This is a genomic window from Chromobacterium sp. CV08 (genome assembly GCF_051129845.1).
Classification (GTDB): domain Bacteria; phylum Pseudomonadota; class Gammaproteobacteria; order Burkholderiales; family Chromobacteriaceae; genus Chromobacterium.
The window spans coordinates 234286-259282 of the sequence record NZ_CP150453.1 but is presented as its reverse complement, the minus strand read 5'-3'; the positions used below and the strand labels follow the sequence as shown (position 1 = coordinate 259282).

Below are 24997 nucleotides of genomic sequence, written 5' to 3'. Positions count from 1 at the left end.
GCAATCGTCACTCCGAAGTGGCCGGCAGGGACGGGACGCCGCCGTTTCCGCACGGCGTCGGGCTCATCCGGCCGCGTCCCGTCAGGCCTGGTCGTCGGCCCACACCTTGGCGGCGTTCACCGCGCGCTGCCAGCCCTTGACGCTGGCGGCGACTTCGCCGGCCGGCATCGTCGGCTGGAAGCGGCGGTCCAGCTGCCACTGGCCCTGGATGTCGTCCACGCTCTTCCAGTAGCCGACGGCCAGACCGGCCAGATAGGCGGCGCCCAGCGCGGTGGTTTCGGTGATCTTCGGACGCACCACGTCGACGGCCAGGATGTCGGACTGGAACTGCATCAGCAATTCGTTGACGGTGGCGCCGCCGTCGACGCGCAGCTCGGCGATGCTCATCTTGGCGTCGGCTTCCATCGCCTTCAGCACGTCGCGGGTCTGGTAGGCGATGCTGTCCAGCGCGGCGCGGGCGATGTGGGCGGCCTTGGTGCCCAGCGTGGCGCCGACGATGGTGCCGCGGGCGCTGGCGTTCCAGTGCGGCGCGCCCAGGCCGGCGAAAGCCGGCACCAGATAGACGCCGTCGCTGTCCTTCACTTCCTGGGCCAGCGGGCCGACGTCGGCCGAATGCCGGATGATGCCCAGACCGTCGCGCAGCCATTTGACCACCGCGCCGCCGATGAAGATCGAGCCTTCCAGCGCGTACTGCACCTTGCCGTCGACCTTCCAGGCGATGGTGGTCAGCAGATTGTTCTTCGATTCGATCGGCGTCTCGCCGGTGTTCAGCATCATGAAGCAGCCGGTGCCGTAGGTGTTCTTCACCATGCCCGGCGTCGTGCATTGCTGGCCGAACAGCGCCGCCTGCTGGTCGCCGGCGACGCCGGCGATCGGGATTTCCACGCCGAGGTGGGCGGCGTGGGTATGGCCGTACACTTCGCTGGAGCTCTTCACCTCCGGCAGCATCGAGGCCGGGATGCCCATGACGTCCAAGAGCTCGGCGTCCCATTCCAGCGTGTGGATGTTGTACAGCATGGTGCGCGAGGCATTGGACACGTCGGTCACATGCACCTTGCCGTGGGTGAAGTTCCAGATCAGCCAGCTGTCGACGGTGCCGAAGGCCAGCTTGCCGTCGCGGGCGCGGTCGCGGGCGCCCGGCACATTGTCCAGGATCCACTTGATCTTGCTGCCGGAGAAGTAGGCGTCGACCAGAAGGCCGGTCTTGGAGCGGATCAGTTCGCCGAGGCCGCGGCCCTTCAGCTCGTCGCAGAACTCGGCGGTGCGGCGGTCCTGCCAGACGATGGCGTTGTACACCGGCTGGCCGGTTTCGCGGTCCCAGACGATGGTGGTTTCACGCTGGTTGGTGATGCCGATGGCGGCGATGCTGCGACCGTCTATGCCGGCCTTGGCCACCGCTTCCGCGGCCACGCCGACCTGCCCGCCCCAGATTTCCTGCGGATCGTGCTCGACCCAGCCCGGTTGCGGATAGATCTGGCGGAATTCCTTCTGCGCCAACGACACGATGTCGCCGCTGCGATTGAACAGGATGGCGCGGGAACTGGTGGTGCCCTGGTCCAGGGCCAGTACGTACTGATCGCTCATGACTTCTTTCTCCTGATTGCCGGTAAGGCGGCTTAGTTAACGCCCCGGGGGGTCAACGTTGCGTTGTTTGTTGCTTTTTTTGCTTATGACGTTCGTTTTATTTGCGAACAATTCTATTGCCGAACCAAGCCTTGTCAATCTTCCGCCGGAAAAAAAATCCGATTTCCGCAGTGCAACCAAGAGAAAAACGTCGAGCAGGCGAAAACAAAACGTTTCTAATCAGTACATTGCATGCTGTAGCAGAACGCTACATTTTTACACCACACGATCGCCGCACCGCGCCGACGCCGAAGAAACCCGCGGGCAAGAGCGCGGCGCGGTCATGCGCGGCAAGGCTTTGTCGAGCTCCGCCGGCCGCAAACCTCAATTGCGCGTCGCAACAATGACTTAGGGGAATTACAGCCGGATCATTGAAAAAGAAAAAATAGGAAAACAAGCGAACAAAGACTATCAATCAAGCAATCGCATCCGATCGCCCGGACGTTGCTTTGCAACCAAACGGCCCGACAAACGTAATGCTGCCGCTACACGGCGCTTATGGCAGCATGAACGGGTGCCGGACGCCAATATTGGACCCAGCGCAAGAAAGCCGGCGCGTCGCGGTGGCATCATCGTCGACGAGTCGACCGCGCAAGGCCGCGCGCTCCCGAGCCGCGCTCCTGATTACCTGGCCGCCAAGAGTCAAAGGAATATCAATGCTTCGCAACACCAAAATCCTCGCCACGCTGGGGCCGTCTTCCAGCACCCCGCAACAAATCCTGGAATTGGCCCGCTCCGGGGTCAACATCTTCCGGCTCAATATGAGCCATGGCAGCCACGACGATCACCGCGCACGCCTGCAGGCGATACGCGACGCCGAACAGGCGCTGGACCGGCCGCTGGGCGTGGTGGTGGATCTGCAGGGTCCCAAGCTGCGCATCGGCAAGTTTCCGCAACCGGTCCCGGTGAAAACCGGCGACCGCTATGAATTCGTGCTGGACGAAGTCGAAGGCGACGCGCGCCGGGCCACGCTGCCCCACCCCGAGGCCTTCGCCGCGCTCGAGCCGGGCCATCGCATCCTGGTCAACGACGGCAAGCTGGCGTTCCACGTGGAACAAGTGGAGGCGCGTCGCATCGTCACCCGCGTCGCCGTCGGCGGCGAACTGTCCAGCAACAAGGGCTTCAATCTGCCGCACACCGTGCTGCCGCTGTCCGCGATCACCGACAAGGACCGCAAGGACATCGATTTCGCGCTGGCCGAAGGCGCCGACTGGCTGGCGATGTCCTTCGTGCAGACCGCGGCCGACGTCGAGGTGCTGCGCGGCATCGTCGGGCGCCGCGTCGGCATCGTCTCCAAGATAGAGAAGCCGTCGGCCGTCGACGATCTGGAAGCGATCGCCACCTTGTCCGACGCGGTGATGGTGGCGCGCGGCGACCTGGGCGTGGAACTGCCGCCCGAGGACGTGCCGGTGGCCCAGCGCCGCATCGTGCACCAGTGCCGCCACCTGGGCCGACCGGTCATCGTCGCCACCCAGATGCTGGAATCGATGATCACCGCGCCGACGCCGACCCGCGCCGAGGCCAACGACGTCGCCACCGCGGTCTACGAAGGCGCCGACGCCGTGATGCTGTCGGCCGAGACGGCCGCCGGCCAGTACCCGTTGGAGGCGGTGCAGATCATGGATCGCATCATCCGCCGCGTCGAAAGCGCGCCGGACTACCGCAAGGTGATGGCGCTGGATTACAGCGCCGCCGACGAACCCGGCCGCACCGACGCCATCGCCGCCTGCGTACGCAAGGTGGCGACGCTACTGCCGGTCTCGGTGTCGGTGGCCTTCACCACCAGCGGCGCCAGCTGTCTGTACCTGGCGCGCGAGCGGCCGTCCACGCCGATACTCGGCATCTCGCCCAACCTCGCCACCGCGCGCCGGCTGTCGCTGGTGTGGGGCGTGGTGGCCTACCACGGTCCGGACGCGGAAAACCTGGAGGACATGGTGGTGAAGACCACCTTCTGCGCGACCAAGCTCGGCCTGGCCGAACAGGGCAAGCCGATGGTGATCATCGCCGGCGTGCCCTTCGGCACCCCCGGCACCACCAATCTGCTGCGCATCGTCTATCCCTGAGTCCTATCGCCGGCGCGCGGCGGCATCCCCTGGATGTCGCCGCGCTTTTTTCCGCCCCCCGTCTCTCCTGTCCTCCCTGCCCGGTCGGCCTGTCGCTCGCTTAGTCCAAGCGATTGATACTATTCTGAAAAACACACCCTGCGGATACCGAACATGAGGGCACGTCTCCTGCTTGGCAGCTTGCTATCGATGGTCCTGCTGGTCTGCTTCGCCGCGCCGGTCCGCGCCGCCGACGACGCGCTGACGGTGGCGGTGGACGCCGGCAATCCTCCGTTCATGTACGCCGGCCACGCCGGCGCGGCGGGCCTGTACCCGCTGCTGATCCGCCGCGTCTGCGAACGCGCCGGCCTGCGCGTCTCGCTGCAGCCGCTGGCGTGGCGCCGCGCGCTGTACCTGCTGAACCAGGGCCAGGCGGCCGTCGGCGGCATCTACAAGAACAGCGACCGGGAAAAGCTGTACGACTTCAGCCAGCCGCTGTTCCTGGAACGCATCGTCGTGATCTATCCGCGGCAGCGGCCGCTGCCGTTCCACGCGCTGGCCGACCTGGATCGCAAGCGCGTCGGCGTGATGGCCGGCTGGAGCTACGGCGACGATTTCGACCGCGCCCGCGCCGCCGGCCGCTTCAGCGCCTACGACGGGGAGTCGGACCGGCAGAACCTGCAGCGGCTGGAACGCGGCTATCTGGACGCCGCGCTCGGCGTGCGTGAAGCGATGGACGCGATACTGGCCAGCGGCGACTATCCGGGCCTGGCCATCGCCCCCGAACCGCTGGTCGCCAACCCCACCTTCCTCGCCCTGCGCAAGCAGCCCGGCAACCGCGCCGTGCTGAAACGCTTCAACCAGGCGCTGGAGGCCATGCGCCAGGACGGCAGCTACGCCGCCCTGGTCCACGGCTTTTTCAACGCCGGGCATTGAGGCCGCGCGGCCCAGATCCTGTTCAAAGTCCTTTCCTGCAACGCCGCCCAGCCAGCAGGCGACCTGCCCGCCTGTCAGAAACTATAGGTGGCGACCTCGACCAGATTGCCGTCGGGGTCGTTGAAATACACCGAGGTGATGGCCCCCATCGCGCCGTTGCGCGTCACCGGCCCTTCCACGATGGCGATGCCCTCGCGCTTCAGATGCTCGACCACCTCGGTCAGCGGCAGGCGGCTGATCAGGCACAGGTCGCCGCTGCCGATGGCGGCGTGGTTGCGCGTCTCCTGGCCCAGCCGCTGCAGATTGATCTTCTGATTGCCGAAACGCAGCGCGCGGCGGCCGTTGCCGAAAGTCACCGCCTCCAGCTTCAATGCGCGCCGGTAGAAATCCACCGCCGCCTCGATATCGCGGACAGTCAGTACGATGTGGTCGATATGGCTGATCATGCGCGCTCCCGGATGTCTGGGGATCCACACTGCCACAAAGCCGCCGCGCTGTCATGCCAAAAGCATTACAACTGACCGCGCCGCCCCACCCTGATATAGTCGTCGTTCCCACCATTCGACGCGCAACACATGACGCCACATCTGTCGCTACGGCAAGCCCGCCACCTGCAACTGGCCGCCCAGGGCCTGTTGACCGCCCCGCGCCGCAAGGCGAGCAAGGCCGACGCGCTGGCGGCGATCCGCCGGATGGCGCTGCTGCAGATCGACACCATCAGCGTGGTGGCGCGCAGCCCCTACCTGGTGCTGTACAGCCGGCTCGGCGCCTACGATCCGGCCTGGCTGGACCAGTTGCTGGCCGACGGCGCGCTGTTCGAATACTGGGCGCACGAAGCCTGCTTCGTGCCGGTCGAGGATTACCCGCTGCTGCGCCACCGCATGCTGGACGCCGAGGGCATGGGCTGGAAGTTTTCGCGGCGCTGGTACGAGCAGCACCGCGCCGACATCGAGGCCATCGTCGAGCACATCCGCGCCAACGGCCCGGCGCGCTCGGCCGATTTCGAACGCCGGGACGGCAAGGGCAACGGCTGGTGGGACTGGAAGCCGGAGAAGCGCCACCTGGAGGCGCTGTTCACGCTGGGGCGGCTGATGGTCAAGGAGAGGCGCGGCTTCCAGCGCGTCTACGATCTGGCCGAGCGGGTGCTGCCCGGCTGGGACGACGCCCGCGACCTGCCGTCGCCGGACGAGGTGAGGCTGCGCCAGGTCCGCAACAGCTGCCGCGCGCTCGGCCTGGTCAAGACCGGCTGGGTGGCCGACTACTACCGGCTGAAGCGCGCGCCTTACGGCGAGATGCTGCACCGGCTGGCCGACGCCGGCGAGCTGATCCCGGTGCGGGTGGAGGGCTGGAGCCACGACGCCTTCGTCCACATGAGCCTCGCCGCCGAGCTGGAACTGGCTCAGGCAGACAGGCTCAACAGCGGCAACACCGCCATCCTGTCGCCGTTCGATCCGCTGGTGTGGGACCGCAAGCGGGCGCTGGAACTGTTCGACTTCGACTACAAGATCGAGTGCTACACGCCGGCGCCCAAACGCCGCTACGGCTATTTCACGCTGCCGATACTGAATCGCGGCCGCCTGATCGGCCGGCTGGACGCCAAGGCCCACCGCGCCGGCGGGGTGTTCGAGGTGAAGTCGCTGCACCTGGAAGCCGGCGTGCGGATCAGCCAGCGGCTGGCAGACGACCTGTCCGGCGCCTTGGGCCGGCTGGCTGCCTGGCACGGCACGCCCAGGCTGGCGGTCACCGCCGCGCCCGGCGACCTCGCTGCGCGCCTCGCCTCGGGCCCGGAGGGCTGAGCTACTGCGCCCCGGCGTACCAGCCGCTGACGCCGGCCTGGCGCGCCTCCTGCAGCAGCAACTCGTTCAGTTGGATGACCGGCCGGATGTCGGTGTAATTGGGAATGTCGTCCATGATGCGCGCCGCCACCGGACCGAAGGCGCGCTGGAAGGCCTCCGCCGATTCGAACACCAGCTGGGCCTGCGCCGCATAGCCGGGCGCGCTGCCCGGCTCGGCGCCGGACAGGCCGCGCTCCACCTGCACGCCCTTCAGCGCGCCGCGCAGCAACTGCTGCACCAGCGGCATGTGTTTTTGCATGTAGTAGTCGAAATCGAAACGGGCACCGGCATGCTGCGGATAGACGACGCTGACGGTAATCACGGCAAGCCTCCATGGTACAAGCGGGAAACCTCCAAATTACTCCCGCCCGCCGGTTTTACCAAATGTCATCATGGCCAGGCCCGCGTTCCGGATCAATCGGCGCGGTACGGCCCCATCAGCCTTTGCAGCTCGCCGCGGTCGGCCATTGCGCGCATGGTCCTGCCCAGCTTGTCGGCGACGGCGCGCTGTTTCGGTCCCATCCACAGATAGATGTTCAGGTGCTCGAAAACCACGGCATGGGCGTCGGCGCCGTATGTTTCCTGCCCCGGCCAATGATCGGCGCTTGGGCTGGAGACGATGCAAAGATCGACGCGGCGGATCAGCGCCATACGGATGCAGGCGTCCTGGCTGGACGGCATCTCCCGCCTGGGCACATGGCGCGTCATCAGATCGATGCCGTGCAGGCCGCGCAGGAAGGCGATGTGGTAGCGCTGCAGATCGGCCCAGGAACGGGGCCGGACACCGGGCGAGCCGCTGACGGCGAAATACCACGAGGTGCGCAGGTGCGGCTCCACCCGGATCGCGTCGGGAAAGAATTGCCGGAACAGCGGACCGCGGTTGGGATCGCCGTCGAACTCCCCGGCCATGAAGGCGGCCAGCGCGCGCTCCGGCGGCAGGTACTGTATCGTGTAGCCGAGTCCGGCCTCGGCGAAAACCGCGTCCAGCGTTCGACGCATCGCCAGCATATTGGGCGTGTCCAGCGGCGACAGATTCACCAGCCTCAAGGTCTGGACGGGCGCGGCGTCCGCCAGCGCGAGACACAGCAGCCCTCCAGCCAGGGCCAGACCGGGCCGCCCGCGCACGATGCTCATTGCGAGCCTCCCTTTTCGTCTGATCGATACACTATAGCCGAAGTCCGACAGGTGTCATTTCGGCCTGCCGCGCCCCCCTTTCCGGAACTCGCCCGGGGGGTGGCGCACTCTAAGCGTCATATCCCAGCAACGGAACCCATCCATGCGTACCATCCTGATCCCCTTGTGCGCGGCCTTCGCCATCGCGGGCTGCGACCAGCAACAGACCACCCAGCTGCAACAGGCGGCCTCGGCCGCCATCGGCAACGTCCACAAGGGCGTGGAGAACGCCAGTGCGCCGCTGGGCCAGCTGCAGCAGCAGGCCAGCGACGCGCTGGGCGCCGCCAAGCAGATAGGCTCGGCCACGCTGAACAATCCGGAAGTGAAACAGCAGGTGGACAAGCTGAAGGAACAGGCCTCGGCGCTGAAGAGCGCGATCAAGCCGCAGGACGAAAAGCGTTAACGTCATTTTTACGCCGGCGCGCCGTTTCTTTAGCTTCAATTTAGCCGGGGCGGCCTAGCATGGTCTTGTCATTTCCCTGTGGAGACCATCACCATGCAAACCCTGCCCGACGTTTGCCGCAGCAGCGACATCCTGCTGGACGTGGACATATCGTGCAAAAGCCAGCTGTTCGACTATGCCGCCCGCCAGCTCGGCCAGCGCCACGCGCTGAACGCCCAGACGCTGCAGACCGCGCTGTTGACGCGCGAGCACGCCGGCAGCACCGCGCTGGGCCACGGCCTGGCGCTGCCGCACGCCCGCATCCCCGGTCTCGCCGAGCCCCATGCGCTGTTCCTGAGGCTGGCGCGCCCCCTGCCGTTCGACGCGCCGGACGGCGGGCCGGTGCACAGCCTGCTGTTGCTGCTGCTGCCGCACGACGCGCGCGAATCCCATCTGCAATTGCTGGCGGCGGCGGCGCGGATGTTCGCGGAACGGCCGTTCCGCGAAAGCCTGGCCGGCTGCGACCATCCGGAACAGGTGTTCCGGCTGTTTCAGCTGTGGGCCGATCCGGATGCCGGCAACGACTCCCACTTCCTGCTGGACAGCAACCGCTACTTCCTCGATACCGAGGCCAGCCTGCGCCCCGACTACAGCATACGCCGCAAGGTGGTGGCCCGGTTCTGAGCGCCGGTCCGGGATTTTTCGCCGGCAATCTGGAACAGGGTTCGACGCCTCGGCGGGCGGGAAGCGCAGCCTGCGGACGATTTTTGCTAGGATGAAGCGAAAACCGCCCCTCCCCGCACAAGGCGCACATGTCAGATTTCCTGCTCATCATGGTCTCGCTGGCCGTTGCCAGCATCGGCGTCATCACCTGGCAGCACAGCGTGCGCGCGGATCTGGTGCGGCCTCGCCGTCGCTGGCTGCAGGCTTCGCTGCTGCTGGCCGCCGGCATGCTGGTCGAAGGCCGGGCGTTGGGGAATACGCCGTTGACGCTGACCGTCGGCCCCTTCATGAGCGCGGCCGGCATCGCGCTGCAGCTGACCATCATCGCGCGGCTGATAGGCATAAGGCTGCCGAACTGGCTGTGGCTGGCCTTCGGCGCCTATGCCGGCATGAACCAGTGGGTGCCGTGGGCCACGCTGAAGATGATATTGGACGGCTCGGAAATCCCGCTGCTGTATCTGACGGCCGCCTGGCTTTACCAGCGCGCCGAGCGGACCGTATGCCGCCATCGCTTCAGTCCCACCGCGCTGCTGTTCCTGATCGGCGCGCTGCTCTTCCTCTGGCGCGACGGCGCCGACCTGCTGCGCCACCTGAACGGCCTCGCGCCGCTGCCGCACGATCAGGACAGCGTCCACCATCTGGCGCTGACCTTCGCCACCGCCGCCCAGGTATGCGGCGCCGTCGGCTTCCTCAACATCGTGCTGCAGCGGCAGAACAGCCGGCTGGAGGACGCCGCCAACATCGACCCGCTGACCTCCACAGGCAACCGCCGCGCGCTGCAGTACTGGCTGCGCACGCTGGAGGCGTCGATAGAGAACGTCGCCATCGTGATGCTGGACATCGACCATTTCAAGGCCATCAACGACCGCTACGGCCATCCGGCCGGCGACGAGGTGATCCGGGCGCTGGCCGGCGTGCTGAACGACGGCGTGCGCGACAATGACCTATTGATACGCTACGGAGGGGAGGAATTCTGCCTGGTGATGCCGGACACCGGCGCCGACACCGGCTACCAGGTGGCGGAACGGCTGCGGCTGCGCTTTCACGAACTGCCGCTGCTGCCGGAGCATCCCGAGCTGCGCTGCAGCTTCTCCGCCGGCGTCTACGAATGGCAATGCCGGCAGCAGGATTTCGCCAGCGCCCAGCAGAAGGCCGACCAGGCGCTGTACCAGGCCAAGCAGGCCGGCCGCAACCGGGTCTGCCTCGGCTAGCGCGCCGCGACGTCCTCCTTGTCCGATTCCGCGGACCCATCGTCGGCGGCATGATGGCCGTTCTCGTGGCGGTGGATCTGCTTCATCGCGTACATCCGCTGGTCGGCCATGCCCACCAGCGTTTCCGGCGTCGCGAAATCGTCCGGCCCGGTCTCGACGCAGCCGGCACTGACGCCTATGCCGGGCAGGATGGTCTGCAATTCCAGCCGCAGCCGCTGCACGAAGGTCTCCTCGGCCTGGACACGGTTGCAATTGGGCAACACGATGCAGAATTCGTCGCCGCCGTAGCGGAAGCAGCCGTCCTCCATCCGGGTGATCCGGGTGATGGTCTCGCCGAGCCCGCGCAGTATCTCGTCGCCGCGCTGGTGGCCCTGGCCGTCGTTGATGGTCTTGAAATCGTCGATGTCCAGATACACCAGCGTCACCTTCTCGTGGCGGCGCTGCGCGCTGCGCAGCACCCGCGTCAGCGTCTCGTCCAGGTAGCGGCGGTTCAGCAAGCCGGTCAGCGGATCGGTGCGCGACATCTCCTCCAGCTGGCGGGTGCGCACCGCCACCTTTTCCTCCAGCGCCTGCGCGTACTGTTCCGATTTGTTGCGCGAGGTCTCGATCTCGGCCACCAGGCTGCGGATATAGGTCTCGAACACCAGCGCCACGTCGAACATCATCAGCTTGTCCATCGCCAGCAAGGTGTGGGCTCGGACTTCCGGATCGGGGATCTGCGTGCTCAGCAGATCGACCAGCAGCGTCTTCAGCGACTGCACCGCCGCCAGGTACAGCTTGGGCTCGACGCCGATGCGCTTGTGCACCAGGCCGATGCGCAGACGGTTGTTGACGTATTCCAGGTCGTAGACGCCGCTGAACAGGTCGATCGCGTAGCGGCGCTGGGCGTTGCGCAGCCGTTGCAAGGTATCGGCGTCGCCTATCAGCAGCGCGATTTCGGGCGTACTGGTCTGCAACTCGTAGAAGCGCGCCACCAGGTCGTCCAACTGCGCCTCGATCAACACCCCGGCGGCGCGCAGCAGGAATTCGTCGCGCGGCCTCAGATCGAACAGCGTCTTGCGTTGCTCGATTTCGAAATCGGTGATGCGCAGCTGCTCCAGCAGGGTTTGGTCAGTCTGCTTCATACCGGCCCCCGTGTCATGACCTCTAGATTAAAACTATATAGCCCCCGCCGGCTATGCAATGTCGCATGCGGTTTCTACGTGCCGATCACGCCCATCCGGCCAGTCCCCGTTTGCAGAAAAGGCTCAATGTCCGGGCTGCTGCAGCAGGACCGCCAACTCGTCCACCGCCTCGCTCCACTCTGCGTCGCAATCCAGCGCCTGACGCAGGAAGGCGGCCTGGGCCGGCGTCCAGTACGGCGCGTCGGCCAGCGGCGTGCGCGGCGGCAGCGGATGGCTGGAGATGAAGGCGCGGATGGCGGCCGGTTCGTCGGGCAGGCCTAGCTGGCGGAACAAGCCGGGCAATAGGTGATTGCTGGTATCCATTTCAGTGCCCCATGACTGGAAACCCTTCATGTTAGACCCGGAGCCGCGCCGATGCTGCCGGTATTCCGGGCGATTCAGAGCCCCAGCCGCGCTCTCAGTTCGGCCAACCAGTCGACCCGCCGCCAATCGGCGTCCAACAACAGCGCCTGCCGGTGTTCGCGGTCGCCGGCGTCTATCGCGATCTCCACCGGCGTCTCGCCGTCCCGCTCGACGGCGAAGTCCAGCGCGATCGCGCGCCAGTTCCAGCCTGCGTCGCGCGGACGCAGCTCGAAAACCTGGCGGCGCACCGGGCCCTCGACATCGGCGGCGTACAGCTCCCAGCCCAGCCGGGAGAAGGCGTCCAACAGGGCCTCCATCTGCGGCGTCGGCAGGATCTGCAGCCAGCCGCCGGCGCCGGCGTCCCGCGGCTGATCCAGGCCCAGATCGGTATGCAGCCACGACGGCGGCCGGCCGGCCAGACCCGGCAGATGATTGACCGGCATCGCCGGCGGCAGGGCCAGCCGGAACGGCAGCCGCCATTCGCAGCCGGCCGGAATCCGGCACGGTCCGCTGACCGGCAGGCTGGCCAACGTCACCGCCTCCCGGCCGGCGCCGTCGATCTCGGCCAGCAATTGCAACTCTATCTTGACGAGGTCCTGCGCCGTCGCGCCGCCGTTGACCGTCACTTCGCCGCGCAACGCTTCTCCTGGGCGCAGGCGGGGATTGTACAAGCGGGTGTCGACTGTGGCGCCGCCGACGCCGATTGCGGCAAAAAGGGATTTCAGCATGATTTTGTTCTTGGCGATCCTGAATGAAGGCGGCCCGGCAAAATGCCGGGCCGACGCCATGCTATGCCAACAAAATCATGACAAACAGCAAAAAACGCTCATGTTCTACACTTTATCGTACAACTTGCTGCCGCCCTTGATGAATTCCACCGATTTTTCCGTCATGCCGCGCTGCAGCGCGTCCTGCGCGCTGATGCCCTGGCTGGCCGCGTATTCGCGCACATCCTGGGTGATCTTCATCGAACAGAAGTGCGGACCGCACATCGAGCAGAAGTGCGCCACCTTGGCGCTGTCCTTCGGCAGCGTCTCGTCGTGGAACTCGCGCGCCTTGTCCGGATCGAGCCCCAGATTGAACTGGTCTTCCCAGCGGAATTCGAAACGGGCCTTGGACAGCGCGTTGTCGCGGATCTGGGCGCCCGGGTGGCCCTTGGCCAGGTCGGCCGCGTGCGCCGCCAGCTTGTAGGTGATGATGCCTTCCTTGACGTCGTTCTTGTTCGGCAGCCCCAGGTGCTCCTTCTGCGTCACGTAGCACAGCATCGCGGTGCCGTACCAGCCTATCTGCGCGGCGCCTATCGCCGAAGTGATGTGGTCGTAGCCGGGCGCGATGTCGGTGGTCAGCGGCCCCAGCGTGTAGAACGGCGCCTCCCGGCACCATTCCAGTTCCTTGTCCATATTCTCCTTGATCAGCTGCATCGGCACGTGGCCCGGGCCTTCTATCATCACCTGGACGTCGTGCTTCCAGGCGATCTCGGTCAATTCGCCCAGCGTCTTCAGTTCGGACAGCTGGGCCTCGTCGTTGGCGTCCCAGGCGCTGCCCGGCCGCAGGCCGTCGCCGAGGCTGAAGGCCACGTCGTAGGCCTTCATGATTTCGCAGATGTCCTCGAAATGGGTGTAGAGGAAATTCTCGCGGTGGTGGGCCAGACACCACTTGGCCATGATGGAGCCGCCGCGCGACACGATGCCGGTCATCCGTCCCGCCGTCATCGGCACATAGGCCAGCCGCACGCCGGCGTGGATGGTGAAGTAGTCGACGCCCTGTTCGGCCTGCTCGATCAGCGTGTCGCGGAAGATCTCCCACGTCAGGTCCTCGGCCTTGCCGTTCACCTTTTCCAGCGCCTGGTAGATGGGCACGGTGCCGATAGGCACCGGCGAGTTGCGCAGTATCCACTCGCGCGTCTCGTGAATGTTCTTGCCGGTGGACAGGTCCATGATGGTGTCGGCGCCCCAGCGTATGCCCCAGGTCATCTTGTCGACTTCCTCGGAAATCGACGAGGTGACCGCGCTATTGCCGATATTGCCGTTGATCTTCACCAGGAAATTGCGGCCTATGATCATAGGCTCGGATTCCGGGTGATTGATGTTGGCCGGGAGGATGGCCCGGCCGGCGGCGATCTCGTCGCGGACGAATTCCGGCGTGATCTCGTCCGGCAGCCGGGCGCCGAAGCCCTGGCCCTGGTGCTGGCGCGTCATCAGATCCAGCAGCCGCCGGTTGCCGGTGGCCTCCAGCGAGGCCACATAGGCGCGGCGGTTCAGATTCTCCCGGATCGCGACGAACTCCATCTCCGGCGTGACGATGCCGCGGCGCGCGTAATGCAGCTGGGTGACGTTGCGGCCGTCCCTGGCGCGCCGCGGCTTGCGCTGCAGATTGAAGCGCAGCTCGGCGAGCTTGGGATCGGCTTCGCGGGCGCGGCCGTATTCGCTGCTGAGGCCGTCCAGCTGCTCGCAGTCGCCGCGTTCGGCTATCCAGGCGGCGCGCAGCGGCGCGAGGCCGCTCTGGATATCGATGCGGACGGCCGGGTCGCTGTACGGACCGCTGGTGTCGTAGACGAAGATGGGCGGGTTCTTCTCGCCGCCGAACTGCGTCGGCGTGTCGGCCTGTACGATCTCCCGCATCGGCACGAGCAGGTCCGGGCGGCTGCCCTCGACATGGATCTTGCGGGAATTGGGCAGCGGCTGAATGGCGGCGGCGTCGACCACCATCTGCTTGTTGACGGGCGCGTTCATCGGGCGGTTCTCCAAAAGCGATGAAACGGCGCAAGGAGCGATCCGGACGAACCGGCTGCGGGATATGGCGCGGCCATAGAGGGCAGGTGACGCTTCCCTACGCCGGTATTATCCGGGTCAGGTTCCAAGGGTATTTCTCACCCGCGCCTTGCCATCCGAGCCCATGACCTACACTTCGGTAGTCATCGGCGTCGAACGCCAGGCGCAGGACCCCTAGCGATGCTGTGTGAAGGTAAGGCAAATATGGGATAATCGCAAGCAATCTGGATTGCTGACAAAGCATCTCGTACTGATGACGAGGCGCCCTTGCAGGGCAGGAGGGTGGCATGCGTGCGAATTTTCAATTCGCTCAGCGGAGCGATTGGGATTCAATGGTCAGGCTGCGGACTCCGGCACTTATGTGGAGAGGCCCGGCTTTGCCGGATCCTGTAAAATCGCCCCCATTCACTTTGTCAGCAGCCTGTATCGTCATGACTCGAGTCCTTGCCGCCGCCGATGTCCCGCGCGGACGGAGCGGACTCCCAGCCCTCCGGAGTTTAAGTTGATGGATTTTGAAAAAACCCGTTTCAACATGGTCGAACAACAGATTCGCCCGTGGGACGTCCTGGATGCCGCCGTGCTGGATCTGCTGTTTCACGTGAAACGCGAGGACTTCGTCGCCGACAACCAGCGCCAGCTGGCCTTCGTCGATACCGAACTGCCGCTGCCGAACGGCGGCAAGATGCTGCAGCCGAAGATGGAAGCCCGACTGGCGCAGGACGCCGCGATCAAGCCGACCGACAAGATCCTGGAGATCGGCACCGGCAACGGCTACCTGACCGCGCTGCTGGCCAAGCTCGGCAAGCAGGTTGTCAGCGTCGAAATCGATCCGGCGCAGAAGGAACGCGCCGCCGCCAGCCTGAAGAAGGCCGGCATAGACAACGTCACCCTGGTCGAAGGCGACGGCGTGCTGGGCCTGCCGGCGCAAGCGCCGTACGACGTGATCGTCGTCGCCGGCTCGCTGCCGGTGGTGCCTCAGCAGCTGAAGGACCAGCTGGCCGTCGGCGGCCGCCTGATCCTCGTCGTCGGCGACCTGCCGGTGATGAGCTGCATGCTGATCGAACGCCTGTCGGATGCCACCTTCCGCGAAACCGCGCTGTTCGAAACCTGTATCGGCCGCCTGCGCAACTACCAGGCTGTCGAGCCGGTCCGTTTCAGCTTCTGATCATGCTGCGCGAAATCACCGCACCGGAACTGGCGGCGCTGCTGGCCGACACGCAGGCCGCGCGCCCGCTGCTGCTCGATGTACGCGAGAGCTGGGAAGTCCAGCTGGCGCACATCGAGGGCAGCGTCCACATTCCGATGAATTTGATCCCGATCCGGAACGGCGAGCTGCCGGACGATACCGTCATCGTCGCGATCTGCCATCACGGCATGCGCAGCGCCCAGGTGGCGCTGTTCCTGCAGAACGCCGGCTTCGAGCAGGTGCTGAATCTGCAGGGCGGCATCGACGCCTGGTCCGTCCAGGTCGATCCCAGCGTCGCCCGGTATTGATGTCTTGGCGCGTCTTCCCTCCGGGGGGGCGCCTCCTGCAACACCGCCTCCGGGCGGTGTTTTGTTTTGGAACGAATCGCGCAGCCATCTTTCCAAGCCAGGTCAACCGCCTGGCGATCCGCCGCAAAGAACCCGATATGCCTACTCTGACCTACCTCGCCCCCGCACTCGCCCGCGTCCATCCCGACTGGGAGGCGGTGCTGGACCAGGCCGCCGTCGCCTCCCGCCTGACCGAGATAGACCGCCAGCTCAGCCTACAGCAACAGAACGGCAAGACGTTGTTTCCGCCGCCGCCGCAGGTATTCAACGCGCTCAGCTTCGCCGCGCCCGCCGACGTCAAGGTCGTGATACTCGGACAGGACCCGTACCACGGCGACGGCGAGGCGATGGGCTTGTCGTTTTCGGTGCCGGACGGCGTGCGCGTGCCGCCGTCGCTGCGGAACATCTACAAGGAGCTGGCGGCCGACCTCGGCCTCGGCATCCCATCCAGCGGCGACCTCACCCACTGGGCGCGGCAGGGCGTTCTGCTGCTGAACAGCGTGTTCACCGTCGAGCGGGATCAAGCCGGCAGCCATGGCAAGCTCGGCTGGCAGACGGTCAGCGACGCGCTGATCGACGCCGTCAACGCCGACAATCCCGGCTGCGTGTTCCTGCTTTGGGGCAATTGGGCGCAAACCAAGGCCGAGCGCATAGACCAGGGCCGCCACCTGGTGCTGACCGCCGCCCATCCGTCGCCGCTGTCCGCCAGCCGCGGCTTCCACGGCTGCCGCCACTTCTCGCAGGTCAACGCCTGGCTGCTGGCCCGCGGCCGCCAGCCAGTGCGCTGGGAGGCGGCGCCGGCCGCGCAGAGCTGCCTGTTCTGACGCTATGCGCGGCGGCCGGCTTGCCCTAAGCTAGTAGCTCCGCCACTCCCCCGCTCCGATCGTGGAAATCCTGCTGCTGCTGGGCCTGATCCTGTTGAACGCCGTGTTCGCCATGGCCGAGATCGCCGTGGTCTCCGCGCGCAAGGTCAGGCTGCGGCACAAGGCCGACGAAGGCCATAAAGGCGCTCGCGCCGCATTGAAGCTGTCCGCCGAGCCCACCCGCTTCCTGTCCACCATCCAGATCGGCATCACCTCGATCAGCATCCTGTCCGGCGTCTACGGCGAGGCGGCCCTGTCCGAGCACCTCAGGAACGTGCTGCTGGACGTGCCGCCGCTGGCGCCGTACAGCAAACCGCTGTCGGTGGCGCTGATGGTGGTGCTGATCACCATGTTGTCGCTGGTCTTCGGCGAGCTGGTGCCGAAACGGCTGGCGCTGCTGAACCCGGAGCGGGTGGCGATGACGCTGGCGCCGCCTATGTTGCTGCTGTCGCGCGCCAGCGGCCCGCTGGTGCAGGTGTTCAGCCGCGTCACCGACGGCCTGCTGCTCTTGCTCGGCGCGAAGAAGAGCGACGAGCCATCGATCACCGAGGACGAGATCCGCGTGCTGATGGAGCAAGGCGCCGACGAGGGCGTGTTCGACCGCGCCGAGCAGGCGCTGGTGGCGAACATCTTCCGGCTGGACAACCGCAAGGTCGCCTCGGTGATGACGCCGCGCAAGGACGTGGTGCTGCTGGATCTGGAAGACAACCCGGACTACAACCGAGAGCTGCTGCTGCGCCACCCGTTCAGCCACTTTCCGGTCTGCCGCGGCGACACCGACCAGGTGATCGGCGTGCTCAACGCCAAACTGCTGCTGGACCGGCTGCTGCGCGGCGAGCCGCTGGACTTCGCCGCCGACCTGGCGCCGGCGCTGTATGTGCCGGCCACCAGCTCGCTGATGCAGTTGCTGGAGCAGTTCAAGCAGGCGCGCAGCCACAGCGCGCTGGTCGTCGACGAATACGGCGAGTTGGAAGGCCTGGTGTCGATCAACAATGTGATGGAGGCCATCGTCGGCGATATGCCGGCGATCGACGGCGAAGACGACGAGATCGTACAGCGCGAGGACGGCAGCTGGCTGGTGGACGGCATGCTGTCGCTGGAGCGCTTCCGCGAGTTCTTCGAACTGGACGCGCCATTGCCGGGCGAGGCCGGCGGCAATATCCACACGCTGGGCGGCATGATGATGTTCCAGTTCGGCCGCATTCCCTGCGTCACCGACCGTTTCGACTGGAACGGCTTCAGTTTCGAGGTGGTGGACATGGACAAGACCCGGGTCGACAAGATCCTGGTGCTGCGCCGTCACCTGCCGCAACCGGAGTTCGAATCGATATGAGCGTCGTCCCCGCCGCCGCCGATCCCGACGGCTGGCTGGCTCTGCGCGCCGCGCTGTGGCCGCACTGTCCGCGGCAGCGACACCAGCGGGAAATCGCCGCCCAGCTGGCCGATCCGGGCCGTTACGCCGCCTTCCTGACCGTCGACGCTCAAACCGTCGCCATCGGCCTGGTCGAGCTGTCGCTGCGCGGCGACTACGTCAACGGCACCGCCACATCGCCGGTCGCCTTCGTCGAAGGCCTGTACGTGGCGGCGGAACACAGGCGCGCCGGCGCCGGCGCCCTGCTGCTGGACGCGGCCAGGACCTGGGCGCGAGGCCGCGGCTGCGCCGAACTCGCCTCCGACACCGGCCTCGACAATCTCGTCTCGCAGCGTGCCCACCTGGCGCTGGGCTTCGAGGAGACCGAGCGGGTGGTGTTCTACAGGATGGCGCTGTAAACGCCCTCAGCGCGCCGCGCGCTGCTCCAGCCTGGCCCGCCCCTCCCCGAACACCTCCAAAGCCGCCCAGGCGCCGTTAAACAGGCTCCATTGCGGTGGCACGTGTCCGATGTCGGCATCGATCACCACCGGGCACGGCAGGCCGTCCAGCGCGGCGCGCAGCGCCCCTTCGTGGCTCAAGGCGTCGATATCGCCGGCGTCCGGGCCGTTGCTGCGGCCCAGGACCAGCCCGGCGAGGCCGTCGAAGGCCCCCGACAGCCGGAGCCCCGCCAAGGCCCTCAGAACGCCGCAGGGCGCGAGCTCGCAGTTTTCCAGGTACAGGATGGCCGGCTCGGCCTTGAACGCGGCCAGATCGAAATACGGCGTGCCCTGCAGCGAAGCCAGCACGTCCAGGCAGCCGCCCATCAAGCGGCCCTCCATCCGCCCCGTCCCGCCGCCCAGCATTCTCACCCGATTGGCGAAGCGCCGACCCGGCTCCTGCCAGCTCCAGTAATGGCCATGCGCATCCTGCGCCGGCGGCATGCCGGTCTCCAGAGCGGCCAGCAGCGCCTCGCTGCCGAAAGCGCGGTCCCGCAGCGGCAGATCCATCAGATTGGGACCGTGCAGCGTCGCCCAGCCGGCGCGCAGCGTCAGCGGCGCCATCAAGGTGGACACGTCGGAGAAACCGGCGATCCACTTCGGCGGCAATGCGGCCAGGGCATCGAAATCCAGCCCCGGCAGCAGCTCTATCGCCCGCTCGCCGCCCCAGGGCGGCAGGACGGCGCGGATGCCGGGATCGAACAGGAATCGCTTCAACTCGGCCAGCCGCGCCGAGGCGGGCGCACTGGCCTCGTGCTTCTCGTCGCGCAGGCATTCGCCCTCCACCACGCGGTAGCCGCGCGCGCGCAACGTCTCCAGCGCGCCGTCCAGCCTGTCGTGCAGCTGCCTGTGGACGCCGGAGGAAAAGGCGGTGACGGCGATGGCGTCTCCGGGCTTCAGCGGAGCGGGAAAACGGATCGGCATGTGTCTGGTCCTGGGCGTTTGGATAAGTCGGCCGCGCTCAATCGCGCCGCGGCAGATCGAGCGAGAAAGTGATGCCGGTGTTTTGCTGGCGATAGCCGATATGGCGATAGAAGGCGTGCGCGTCGACGCGATGGATGCCGGAACGCAGCCGTATGCGCGGATAGCCTCGGGTCCGCGCCCACTGTTCGCAGGCCTCCAGCAGCATACGGCCTATGCCCAGCTTGCGGCAGGCCGGATCGACGACGATGCCGCCGATTTCGACATAGCCGTCCGCCTCCAGCAGATGTCCGCCGTGACCGTGGATCCAGCCGACCACCGCGCCATCCCGCTCCGCCACCCAGATCTCGTTGTCCGGGCAACCGCGTACGGCAGCGTAGCGCCGCGCCAGCTGTTCGGGCGTCGTCGGATAGTCGAGATCACCGCATAGCCGCGCCACCGCGCTGATGTCGGTCTCTGCCATGACACGGATGAGGATGGCGTCCATTTATTCGACTCCGAAGCAAAACCCCATGCTAAGGGAATTCGCCAATCAAAACCAAACGTCATTCCTTTAAGCGATGGAGCTCGATCAGCTTCGCGTACTTGATGTGGCTGTTGAAGCAGCCGATCGAGATATGCACCAGTCCCGGCAGGCCATCGAGGAAGCCGCGGCGGATGAAGTAGAACTTGAAAAAACGCAGCAGCGGACTGAGCAGCAGCTTGCCTATCCCCGCCCTCTTGCCTCGCGCATAGAGCTGTTCCGCCTGCAGCGTGGTGTAACGGTTCTGCTTGCCCAGATACAGCGCGATGTCCTCGCCGGATTCGTGCATCAGATCGCCGGCCAGTTTTTCCACAGCCTCGTCGCAGATCACGTACTCGTGCACCACGTCGTCTGACCAGCGCGCGCGCCGGCGGTCGAACAGCCTCAGCGACCAGTCCGGATAGCCCTCCCCGTGTTTCAGGAAACGACCCATGAAACGGTTGCAGCGCGGAAAACGGTAGGCAGCAGCCTGTGGATTTTTCAGCATCTCCTTGATTGAAAAAGATAATTCTTCAGACAAGTATTCATCCGCGTCCAGGCATAGCACCCAGTCGTGGCTGGCTTGGCTGACTGCGAACTGCTTCTGGGGACCGAATCCCAGCCAGTTCTGGTGGATAACTTTGGCTTGATAGGCTGCCGCTATCGTCAAAGTGTCATCGCTACTGCCGGAATCCACAACGACGATCTCGTCTGCAAAGTCCACGCTCTGTAGACATTGTTTCAGCTGTTTGCCTGCGTTTTTGGTGATGAGCACCGCGCTGATTGCGACTCGCATCTTTTCTATGTTTTCCCATTTATAAAATGAAGAAACTGGTAGAAGGCCGCACAATGCTGTGGATAACTCTATTTACCAGTTTGTTTTCAATAACTTACATTTGATGCTAACTTGTTGTCAGCATGACTGGGCTCGCGTTGGCCAGTTGTGGATAACTTTGGACGTCGTTCGTCATCTCGAGTTTTCCACATGGAGACCGACGCTTTTTCCTGCAGACCTGTGCATGACGTTTTTTGTCGCGAAAACGTTTTTCATCAGCGGATTTTCATTAACGCAACTATAAAATGATGAAAATAATGAAGGCGGCTTTTTTTGTGGACAAATGAAAAAAAACGCTTTTCTTCATAGGCTTGTCCTGTTGATAGCCATTGGATTATTACAGGTCGCAGCAGTCTGGTAGATTGTGGATAAAAACGGACAAACTTATTCACAAGCACTTATCCACATCCGATCAGCCGGGATTTTACTTGGTTAACCACAGCCCCGCTCGGGTACAATGCGCGCCATGATGAATGTGCTGATCGTGCGCACCTCGTCGATGGGCGACCTTATCCACACCTGGCCCGCCATCACCGAGCTGAAGACGCACTACCCCAATATCCGGCTGACCTGGCTGGCCGAAGAAAGCTTCGCCGACATCGCCCGGCTGCATCCGCAGGTGGCCGAGGTGCTGACGCTGCGTTGGCGCAGCTGGCGCAAAGGCCTGCTGCGGCCGGCAGCCTGGCGCGAACTGCGGGAATTGAAGCGGAAACTGCGCGACACCCATTTCGATCTGGTGCTGGACAGCCAGGGCCTGATCAAGAGCGCGATCCCGGCTCGCTGGGCGCGCGCGCCGCTGGCCGGCCTGGATTGGAAGAGCGCGCGCGAGTCGCTGGCCAGCCTGTTCTATGACAAGAAGCACACGGTTTCGCGCAGTCTGTCGGCGATAGACCGAAATCGACTGCTGTTCGGCCTGAGCTTCGGTTATGCCCCGGAGGGCGCGCCCAGTTTCGGCGTCGCGGCCGGCGAGCGGCCGGCCTGGATGCTGAGCGGCCGCTACGCGGTATTGCTGCACGCGACCAGTCGCGCGTCCAAGGAATGGCCGGAAGCGCGCTGGATAGAATTGGGCGGCGAGCTGTCGGCCAGGCATGATCTGGTGACGGTGCTGCCATGGGGCAGCGACAAGGAGAAGGCGCGCGCCGAGCGGCTGGCGGCGCAACTGCCGGCAGCGGTGGTCGCGCCGAAGATGAGCCTGTCCGAGGCGGCCGGCCTGCTCGGCCACGCCAGCGCGGTCGTCGGCGTCGATACCGGCCTCGCCCATCTCGCCAATGCCCTGCAAGTGCCGCTGGTGGCGATCTACACCGATACCGATCCGCAACAGACCGGCGTGGTGGAAACGCCGTGGGCGACCAATCTGGGCAATGTCGGCCAATGTCCGACGACGGAGGAGGTGATGCGGGCGCTGCAGGCGAGACGGGACTGGACATGAGCTGGCAGCGCGGCTTGTACGGCCTGTTGTGGCGGGCGCTGACGCCGCTGATCCGCCGCTATCTCAGGAAGCGCGCCCGCAAGGCGCCGGCCTATCTGGAACATTGGGACGAGCGTTTCGGCCGGGCGCTGGCGCCCCGGTCGGTCGGTGCGATCTGGATACACGCGGTCTCGGTCGGCGAGACCCGCGCCGCTCAGCCGCTGGTCGCCGCGATCCGCCGCCAGTGGCCTGACGCGCCGCTGTTGCTGACGCAGATGACGCCGACCGGCCGGGCCACCGCCGAGGCCTTGTATCCGGACGCCGAAGTGCGCTACCTGCCGTACGATTATCCGCGCGCCGTCGCCGATTTCCTGCGCGCCTATCGGCCTCGCTGCGGCGTGCTGATGGAGACCGAGATCTGGCCGAATCTGATACACGCCGCCGCCGAACAACAGGTGCCGTTGTTGCTGGTCAATGCCAGATTGTCCGAAAAATCGCTGAACGGCTATAGGCGGGTACGTGGATTGATTGCACCGGCGGTGAGGGAGTTGACTGCTGTTGCCGCGCAAACCATGCAAGATGCTGAACGTTTGCGACTTTTGGGTGCCGAGAACATTATTGTTTGCGGCAGCAGCAAATATGATATCGAGATTCCGGAAGCGCAACGTCATCTGGCGGCAGATTTCCGCCGCCGCATCGGCGCGCGTCCGGTTCTGCTGTGCGCCAGCACCCGGGAAGGCGAGGAGGTCTTGATCCTCGATGCCTGGCGAGCGGCCGGCGACGCCGTCGGCGACGCCTTGCTGCTGCTGGTGCCGCGCCATCCGGAACGGTTGGATCCGGTGGCGGAACTGGCCGTCGGGCGCGGTTTCGCCGTACAGCGGCGCAGCGACGGAGCCGGGGTGGCCGCGGCCACCGGGGTGTGGCTGGGCGACAGCATGGGCGAGATGTTCGCCTATCTCGGCGCCAGCGACGTCGCCTTCATCGGCGGCAGCCTGCTGCCCTTTGGCTGCCATAACCTGATCGAGCCGGCGCTGATGGGCGTGCCGGCGCTGTTCGGCCCGTCGGTATTCAATTTCCAGCAGGCCGCCGCCGATTCGCTGGCCGCCGGGGCCGGCCGCCAGGTCGCCGACGCCGGCGAACTGGTGGCGGCGGCGCTGGCGCTGCTGGCCGATCCGGCCGAGGCGGAGGCGATGCGCCAGGGGGCGGCGCGTTTCAGCGCGGCGCACCGCGGCGCCAGCGAGCGCATGCTGGCCTTGCTGAAGACGGTTGTGCCGGATTAGGCGTCGTCCGCGCGCCGCCGAATAAAAAAACCGCCTGATCAGGCGGTTTTTCGTTTTGAACAGACGCTCAGCTGCCTAGCCACTTGGCCGACAGCCGCGCGAAAGCGCCGTCGCGCAGCCGCTGGTTCAGCCACTGGTCGACCCAGGCCTTCCAACGCCAGTCGTTCGGCAGCAGATAGGCCTTCTGCGAAAAGTCGAACGGTTTGTCCGGGTGCAGCGCGCACAGCTCCGGATGCAGTTTCTGCTGATAGCGGGTCTCGACCGCGTCGGTCACCATCGCGTCGGCCTTTCCGGCGATGATCTGCCGGAAAATCGCCGTATTGTCGGGGAAAACCGTCAAACCGGCGTTTGGCAGATGCGTGCGGGCGAAGCGCTCGTTGGTGCCGCCGGGATTGACCACCAGACGGGTTTCCCGGCGATTCAGCTGTTCCAGCGTCTGAAAGCGCGCCGCCTGGTCGCAACGGGCGATGGCGGTCTTGCCGTCGTCGAGATAGGCGATCGAATACAGCGCCCGCTTCTGCCGCTCCAGGCTGATCGAGATGCCGCTCATCGCGATGTCGAACTTGTCGTCGGCGAGATCGCGCATCAGCGTCGGCCAGCTGGTGTCGACGAGCTTAAGCCTGACGCCCAGCGCGCGCGCCAGGTCCTCGGCCATGTCGATGTCCAGGCCGCGGTATCGGCCGGTGTCGTCCCTGCCGCTGAACGGCAGGTAGTCGCCGCTGCTGCCTACCCTCAGTTCGCCGCGCTTCAGAACGTCGTCCAGCCGATCGGCATGGGCGGCGGCGCTGGCCAGCATCGCCGCCGCGCAGACGGCGACGACGCGGCGGGCGCTCATCGGCCGGACTCCCGCTGGTTCAGCGGGAAGGCGAACAGCTCGCGGCTGTAGGTCTCCACCACCAGGCTGAACGGCGTGTTGCCGTCCTTGTACAGCACCGCGCGGTGCTGCAGCACCTGTTCCGGAATCTCCAGCGGCTTGCCGGCGAACTCGGCCAGCGGCCGCATCTCCCAAGCCGGCTGCAGCGGCGACCACAGCAGACGCGCGCTTTCGGTGCGGCGGCTGAAGTTCAGCGCGCGCACCGCGGTGCCGAACGGCGTGTCGGTGGTGTCGAGCAGGCGGTTCATCTCCGGCGTCAGCCGCGACGGCACGTACCAGTTGTCGGCTTCGGACAGCACCCGCTCTCCGCAGGCCAGCTTCACCCGGCGGTAGCCTATCGGCTCGTCGGGGCCGACCTGCAGTTGGCGGCGGATCTCGGCGTCGGCCGGTTTGCGGGTATCGGTGTCGCGCAAGGCGCGGATGCGCGGCTCGGCGGCCAGCCGGTGCTCGGCGCACCATTGCTGCAGGGTGCGGGTGGCGCTGGGCTGGCTCAGCAGGGTCGCGTTGGCCGTCTGCAGCAGCGCCAGCGCCTTGACGCGGGAGACGCCGTCGTCCTGCCAGCCCGGGTAGGGCCAGCCGTCGGCGCGGGCGTGGGCGGTCAGCAGCACGGCGGGCAGCAGGCAGGCCAGCGCGCGTCGGCCGTATCGTCCGGCATCGCGCCGGCCATTTTCGTTATGCTTCATAGATTTTCGCAGGAATTAGGAAAAATAC

The 24997-nt window shown here is 65.8% G+C and carries 26 protein-coding genes and 1 riboswitch; of the genes, 13 read left to right on the top strand and 13 right to left on the bottom strand.

The window, feature by feature from the left end; translation table 11 throughout:
• Positions 1-81: 81 nt before the first annotated feature.
• Complete coding sequence (gene glpK / locus WNM05_RS01220; RefSeq protein ID WP_434631793.1) at positions 82-1584, bottom strand: glycerol kinase GlpK; 1503 nt, start codon at positions 1582-1584, stop codon at positions 82-84.
• Positions 1585-2279: 695 nt separating this feature from the next.
• On the opposite strand from glpK, the gene pyk reads away from it, so the two are divergent.
• Positions 2280-3686, top strand: a complete 1407-nt coding sequence (pyk, locus tag WNM05_RS01215) for a pyruvate kinase (RefSeq protein WP_434631792.1) — start codon at positions 2280-2282, stop codon at positions 3684-3686.
• A gap of 153 nt (positions 3687-3839) precedes the next feature.
• A complete protein-coding gene (locus tag WNM05_RS01210) occupies positions 3840-4601 on the top strand; it encodes a substrate-binding periplasmic protein (RefSeq protein ID WP_434631791.1) in 762 nt (253 codons plus the stop codon).
• A gap of 74 nt (positions 4602-4675) precedes the next feature.
• On the opposite strand, the gene WNM05_RS01205 is transcribed toward WNM05_RS01210, so the two are convergent.
• Positions 4676-5047 (bottom strand): VOC family protein, encoded by a 372-nt coding sequence (locus WNM05_RS01205; protein ID WP_434631790.1) that lies wholly within the window; start codon positions 5045-5047, stop codon positions 4676-4678.
• Between the two features lie 129 nt (positions 5048-5176).
• Here WNM05_RS01205 and WNM05_RS01200 point away from each other — a divergent pair, with 129 nt between their 5' ends.
• Positions 5177-6397 carry a winged helix-turn-helix domain-containing protein gene (locus WNM05_RS01200; RefSeq protein WP_434631789.1) on the top strand — a complete coding sequence of 407 codons (1221 nt, stop codon included), beginning with the start codon at positions 5177-5179 and terminating at the stop codon, positions 6395-6397.
• 1 nt (position 6398) lies between these two features.
• Here WNM05_RS01200 and WNM05_RS01195 read toward each other — a convergent pair whose 3' ends face one another.
• Both WNM05_RS01195 and WNM05_RS01190 read right to left on the bottom strand, forming a co-directional pair.
• On the bottom strand, positions 6399-6758 hold the full coding sequence (locus WNM05_RS01195; RefSeq protein ID WP_434631787.1) for an EthD family reductase: 360 nt from the start codon (positions 6756-6758) through the stop codon (positions 6399-6401).
• Between the two features lie 92 nt (positions 6759-6850).
• A complete protein-coding gene (locus WNM05_RS01190; protein ID WP_434631785.1) occupies positions 6851-7570 on the bottom strand; it encodes a substrate-binding periplasmic protein in 720 nt (239 codons plus the stop codon).
• A gap of 142 nt (positions 7571-7712) precedes the next feature.
• Here WNM05_RS01190 and WNM05_RS01185 point away from each other — a divergent pair, with 142 nt between their 5' ends.
• From WNM05_RS01185 to WNM05_RS01175, 3 genes are all read left to right on the top strand, one after another.
• Complete coding sequence (locus WNM05_RS01185) at positions 7713-8012, top strand: hypothetical protein (protein WP_434631784.1); 300 nt, start codon at positions 7713-7715, stop codon at positions 8010-8012.
• A gap of 93 nt (positions 8013-8105) precedes the next feature.
• Positions 8106-8675, top strand: coding sequence for a PTS sugar transporter subunit IIA (locus WNM05_RS01180; RefSeq protein ID WP_434631782.1), 570 nt, complete (start codon positions 8106-8108; stop codon positions 8673-8675).
• 128 nt (positions 8676-8803) lie between these two features.
• Positions 8804-9925 carry a GGDEF domain-containing protein gene (locus WNM05_RS01175; RefSeq protein ID WP_434631780.1) on the top strand — a complete coding sequence of 374 codons (1122 nt, stop codon included), beginning with the start codon at positions 8804-8806 and terminating at the stop codon, positions 9923-9925.
• On the opposite strand, the gene WNM05_RS01170 is transcribed toward WNM05_RS01175, so the two are convergent.
• The 4 genes from WNM05_RS01170 to thiC form a co-directional block, all read right to left on the bottom strand.
• Positions 9922-11049, bottom strand: coding sequence for a GGDEF domain-containing protein (locus WNM05_RS01170; RefSeq protein ID WP_434631778.1), 1128 nt, complete (start codon positions 11047-11049; stop codon positions 9922-9924). The two genes, WNM05_RS01175 and WNM05_RS01170, sit on opposite strands and share 4 nt — an antisense overlap.
• A 123-nt stretch (positions 11050-11172) precedes the next feature.
• A complete protein-coding gene (locus WNM05_RS01165) occupies positions 11173-11412 on the bottom strand; it encodes a DUF2789 domain-containing protein (protein ID WP_434631776.1) in 240 nt (79 codons plus the stop codon).
• Positions 11413-11486: 74 nt separating this feature from the next.
• Complete coding sequence (locus tag WNM05_RS01160) at positions 11487-12179, bottom strand: sporulation protein (protein ID WP_434631774.1); 693 nt, start codon at positions 12177-12179, stop codon at positions 11487-11489.
• A gap of 105 nt (positions 12180-12284) precedes the next feature.
• On the bottom strand, positions 12285-14159 hold the full coding sequence (gene thiC / locus WNM05_RS01155; RefSeq protein WP_434635111.1) for a phosphomethylpyrimidine synthase ThiC: 1875 nt from the start codon (positions 14157-14159) through the stop codon (positions 12285-12287).
• Between the two features lie 101 nt (positions 14160-14260).
• Positions 14261-14408: riboswitch (TPP riboswitch) on the bottom strand.
• A 319-nt stretch (positions 14409-14727) separates the two neighbouring features.
• Here thiC and WNM05_RS01150 point away from each other — a divergent pair.
• The 5 genes from WNM05_RS01150 to aac(6') all read left to right on the top strand — a co-directional run bounded on the left by WNM05_RS01150 (position 14728) and on the right by aac(6') (position 18388).
• Positions 14728-15387, top strand: a complete 660-nt coding sequence (locus WNM05_RS01150) for a protein-L-isoaspartate O-methyltransferase family protein (protein WP_434631772.1) — start codon at positions 14728-14730, stop codon at positions 15385-15387.
• A 2-nt stretch (positions 15388-15389) separates the two neighbouring features.
• The gene (locus WNM05_RS01145; RefSeq protein WP_434631770.1) at positions 15390-15716 is read left to right on the top strand and encodes a rhodanese-like domain-containing protein; all 327 of its coding nucleotides are present in this window, start codon (positions 15390-15392) and stop codon (positions 15714-15716) included.
• Positions 15717-15853: 137 nt separating this feature from the next.
• Positions 15854-16579, top strand: a complete 726-nt coding sequence (locus WNM05_RS01140; RefSeq protein ID WP_434631769.1) for a uracil-DNA glycosylase — start codon at positions 15854-15856, stop codon at positions 16577-16579.
• Between the two features lie 61 nt (positions 16580-16640).
• On the top strand, positions 16641-17951 hold the full coding sequence (locus WNM05_RS01135; protein ID WP_434631767.1) for a hemolysin family protein: 1311 nt from the start codon (positions 16641-16643) through the stop codon (positions 17949-17951).
• On the top strand, positions 17948-18388 hold the full coding sequence (gene aac(6') / locus WNM05_RS01130; RefSeq protein WP_434631765.1) for an aminoglycoside 6'-N-acetyltransferase: 441 nt from the start codon (positions 17948-17950) through the stop codon (positions 18386-18388). Before WNM05_RS01135 ends, aac(6') begins: the two co-directional genes overlap by 4 nt.
• A 6-nt stretch (positions 18389-18394) precedes the next feature.
• Here aac(6') and WNM05_RS01125 read toward each other — a convergent pair whose 3' ends face one another.
• Genes WNM05_RS01125 through WNM05_RS01115 form a run of 3 tightly spaced genes read right to left on the bottom strand, consistent with a single transcriptional unit; the run spans position 18395 to position 20685 of the window.
• The gene (locus tag WNM05_RS01125) at positions 18395-19390 is read right to left on the bottom strand and encodes a S66 family peptidase (RefSeq protein ID WP_434631763.1); all 996 of its coding nucleotides are present in this window, start codon (positions 19388-19390) and stop codon (positions 18395-18397) included.
• 37 nt (positions 19391-19427) lie between these two features.
• Entirely contained in the window at positions 19428-19874 is a 447-nt protein-coding gene (locus WNM05_RS01120) for a GNAT family N-acetyltransferase (protein ID WP_434631757.1), read from the bottom strand.
• Between the two features lie 58 nt (positions 19875-19932).
• Complete coding sequence (locus tag WNM05_RS01115) at positions 19933-20685, bottom strand: glycosyltransferase family 2 protein (protein WP_434631756.1); 753 nt, start codon at positions 20683-20685, stop codon at positions 19933-19935.
• A 508-nt stretch (positions 20686-21193) separates the two neighbouring features.
• Between WNM05_RS01115 and waaC the strand changes: the two genes are divergently transcribed.
• On the top strand, positions 21194-22153 hold the full coding sequence (waaC, locus tag WNM05_RS01110; RefSeq protein ID WP_434635196.1) for a lipopolysaccharide heptosyltransferase I: 960 nt from the start codon (positions 21194-21196) through the stop codon (positions 22151-22153).
• Positions 22150-23412: a lipid IV(A) 3-deoxy-D-manno-octulosonic acid transferase gene (gene waaA, locus WNM05_RS01105; RefSeq protein WP_434631754.1), complete on the top strand. Its 1263-nt coding sequence runs from the start codon at positions 22150-22152 to the stop codon at positions 23410-23412. Before waaC ends, waaA begins: the two co-directional genes overlap by 4 nt.
• Positions 23413-23479: 67 nt before the next feature.
• Here waaA and WNM05_RS01100 read toward each other — a convergent pair whose 3' ends face one another.
• Together WNM05_RS01100 and WNM05_RS01095 are read right to left on the bottom strand one after the other, a co-directional pair.
• Positions 23480-24247, bottom strand: a complete 768-nt coding sequence (locus WNM05_RS01100) for a transporter substrate-binding domain-containing protein (protein WP_434631753.1) — start codon at positions 24245-24247, stop codon at positions 23480-23482.
• Entirely contained in the window at positions 24244-24969 is a 726-nt protein-coding gene (locus WNM05_RS01095) for a hypothetical protein (protein ID WP_434631752.1), read from the bottom strand. The genes WNM05_RS01100 and WNM05_RS01095 overlap by 4 nt, the downstream gene beginning before the upstream one ends.
• Between the last annotated feature and the right edge of the window lie 28 nt (positions 24970-24997).

Coding starts and splice junctions, on each gene's coding strand:
- waaC (WP_434635196.1), top strand. CDS start 21,194: ATGAATGTGCTGATCGTGCGCACCTCGTCGATGGGCGACCTTATCCAC.
- WNM05_RS01140 (WP_434631769.1), top strand. CDS start 15,854: ATGCCTACTCTGACCTACCTCGCCCCCGCACTCGCCCGCGTCCATCCC.
- glpK (WP_434631793.1), bottom strand. CDS start 1,584: ATGAGCGATCAGTACGTACTGGCCCTGGACCAGGGCACCACCAGTTCC.
- WNM05_RS01145 (WP_434631770.1), top strand. CDS start 15,390: ATGCTGCGCGAAATCACCGCACCGGAACTGGCGGCGCTGCTGGCCGAC.
- WNM05_RS01125 (WP_434631763.1), bottom strand. CDS start 19,390: ATGCCGATCCGTTTTCCCGCTCCGCTGAAGCCCGGAGACGCCATCGCC.
- WNM05_RS01190 (WP_434631785.1), bottom strand. CDS start 7,570: ATGAGCATCGTGCGCGGGCGGCCCGGTCTGGCCCTGGCTGGAGGGCTG.
- WNM05_RS01165 (WP_434631776.1), bottom strand. CDS start 11,412: ATGGATACCAGCAATCACCTATTGCCCGGCTTGTTCCGCCAGCTAGGC.
- WNM05_RS01170 (WP_434631778.1), bottom strand. CDS start 11,049: ATGAAGCAGACTGACCAAACCCTGCTGGAGCAGCTGCGCATCACCGAT.
- WNM05_RS01120 (WP_434631757.1), bottom strand. CDS start 19,874: ATGGACGCCATCCTCATCCGTGTCATGGCAGAGACCGACATCAGCGCG.
- WNM05_RS01175 (WP_434631780.1), top strand. CDS start 8,804: ATGTCAGATTTCCTGCTCATCATGGTCTCGCTGGCCGTTGCCAGCATC.
- WNM05_RS01150 (WP_434631772.1), top strand. CDS start 14,728: ATGGATTTTGAAAAAACCCGTTTCAACATGGTCGAACAACAGATTCGC.
- WNM05_RS01200 (WP_434631789.1), top strand. CDS start 5,177: ATGACGCCACATCTGTCGCTACGGCAAGCCCGCCACCTGCAACTGGCC.
- thiC (WP_434635111.1), bottom strand. CDS start 14,159: ATGGTGGTCGACGCCGCCGCCATTCAGCCGCTGCCCAATTCCCGCAAG.
- waaA (WP_434631754.1), top strand. CDS start 22,150: ATGAGCTGGCAGCGCGGCTTGTACGGCCTGTTGTGGCGGGCGCTGACG.
- WNM05_RS01100 (WP_434631753.1), bottom strand. CDS start 24,247: ATGAGCGCCCGCCGCGTCGTCGCCGTCTGCGCGGCGGCGATGCTGGCC.
- WNM05_RS01115 (WP_434631756.1), bottom strand. CDS start 20,685: ATGCGAGTCGCAATCAGCGCGGTGCTCATCACCAAAAACGCAGGCAAA.
- WNM05_RS01095 (WP_434631752.1), bottom strand. CDS start 24,969: ATGAAGCATAACGAAAATGGCCGGCGCGATGCCGGACGATACGGCCGA.
- WNM05_RS01205 (WP_434631790.1), bottom strand. CDS start 5,047: ATGATCAGCCATATCGACCACATCGTACTGACTGTCCGCGATATCGAG.
- WNM05_RS01160 (WP_434631774.1), bottom strand. CDS start 12,179: ATGCTGAAATCCCTTTTTGCCGCAATCGGCGTCGGCGGCGCCACAGTC.
- WNM05_RS01185 (WP_434631784.1), top strand. CDS start 7,713: ATGCGTACCATCCTGATCCCCTTGTGCGCGGCCTTCGCCATCGCGGGC.
- WNM05_RS01180 (WP_434631782.1), top strand. CDS start 8,106: ATGCAAACCCTGCCCGACGTTTGCCGCAGCAGCGACATCCTGCTGGAC.
- WNM05_RS01210 (WP_434631791.1), top strand. CDS start 3,840: ATGAGGGCACGTCTCCTGCTTGGCAGCTTGCTATCGATGGTCCTGCTG.
- pyk (WP_434631792.1), top strand. CDS start 2,280: ATGCTTCGCAACACCAAAATCCTCGCCACGCTGGGGCCGTCTTCCAGC.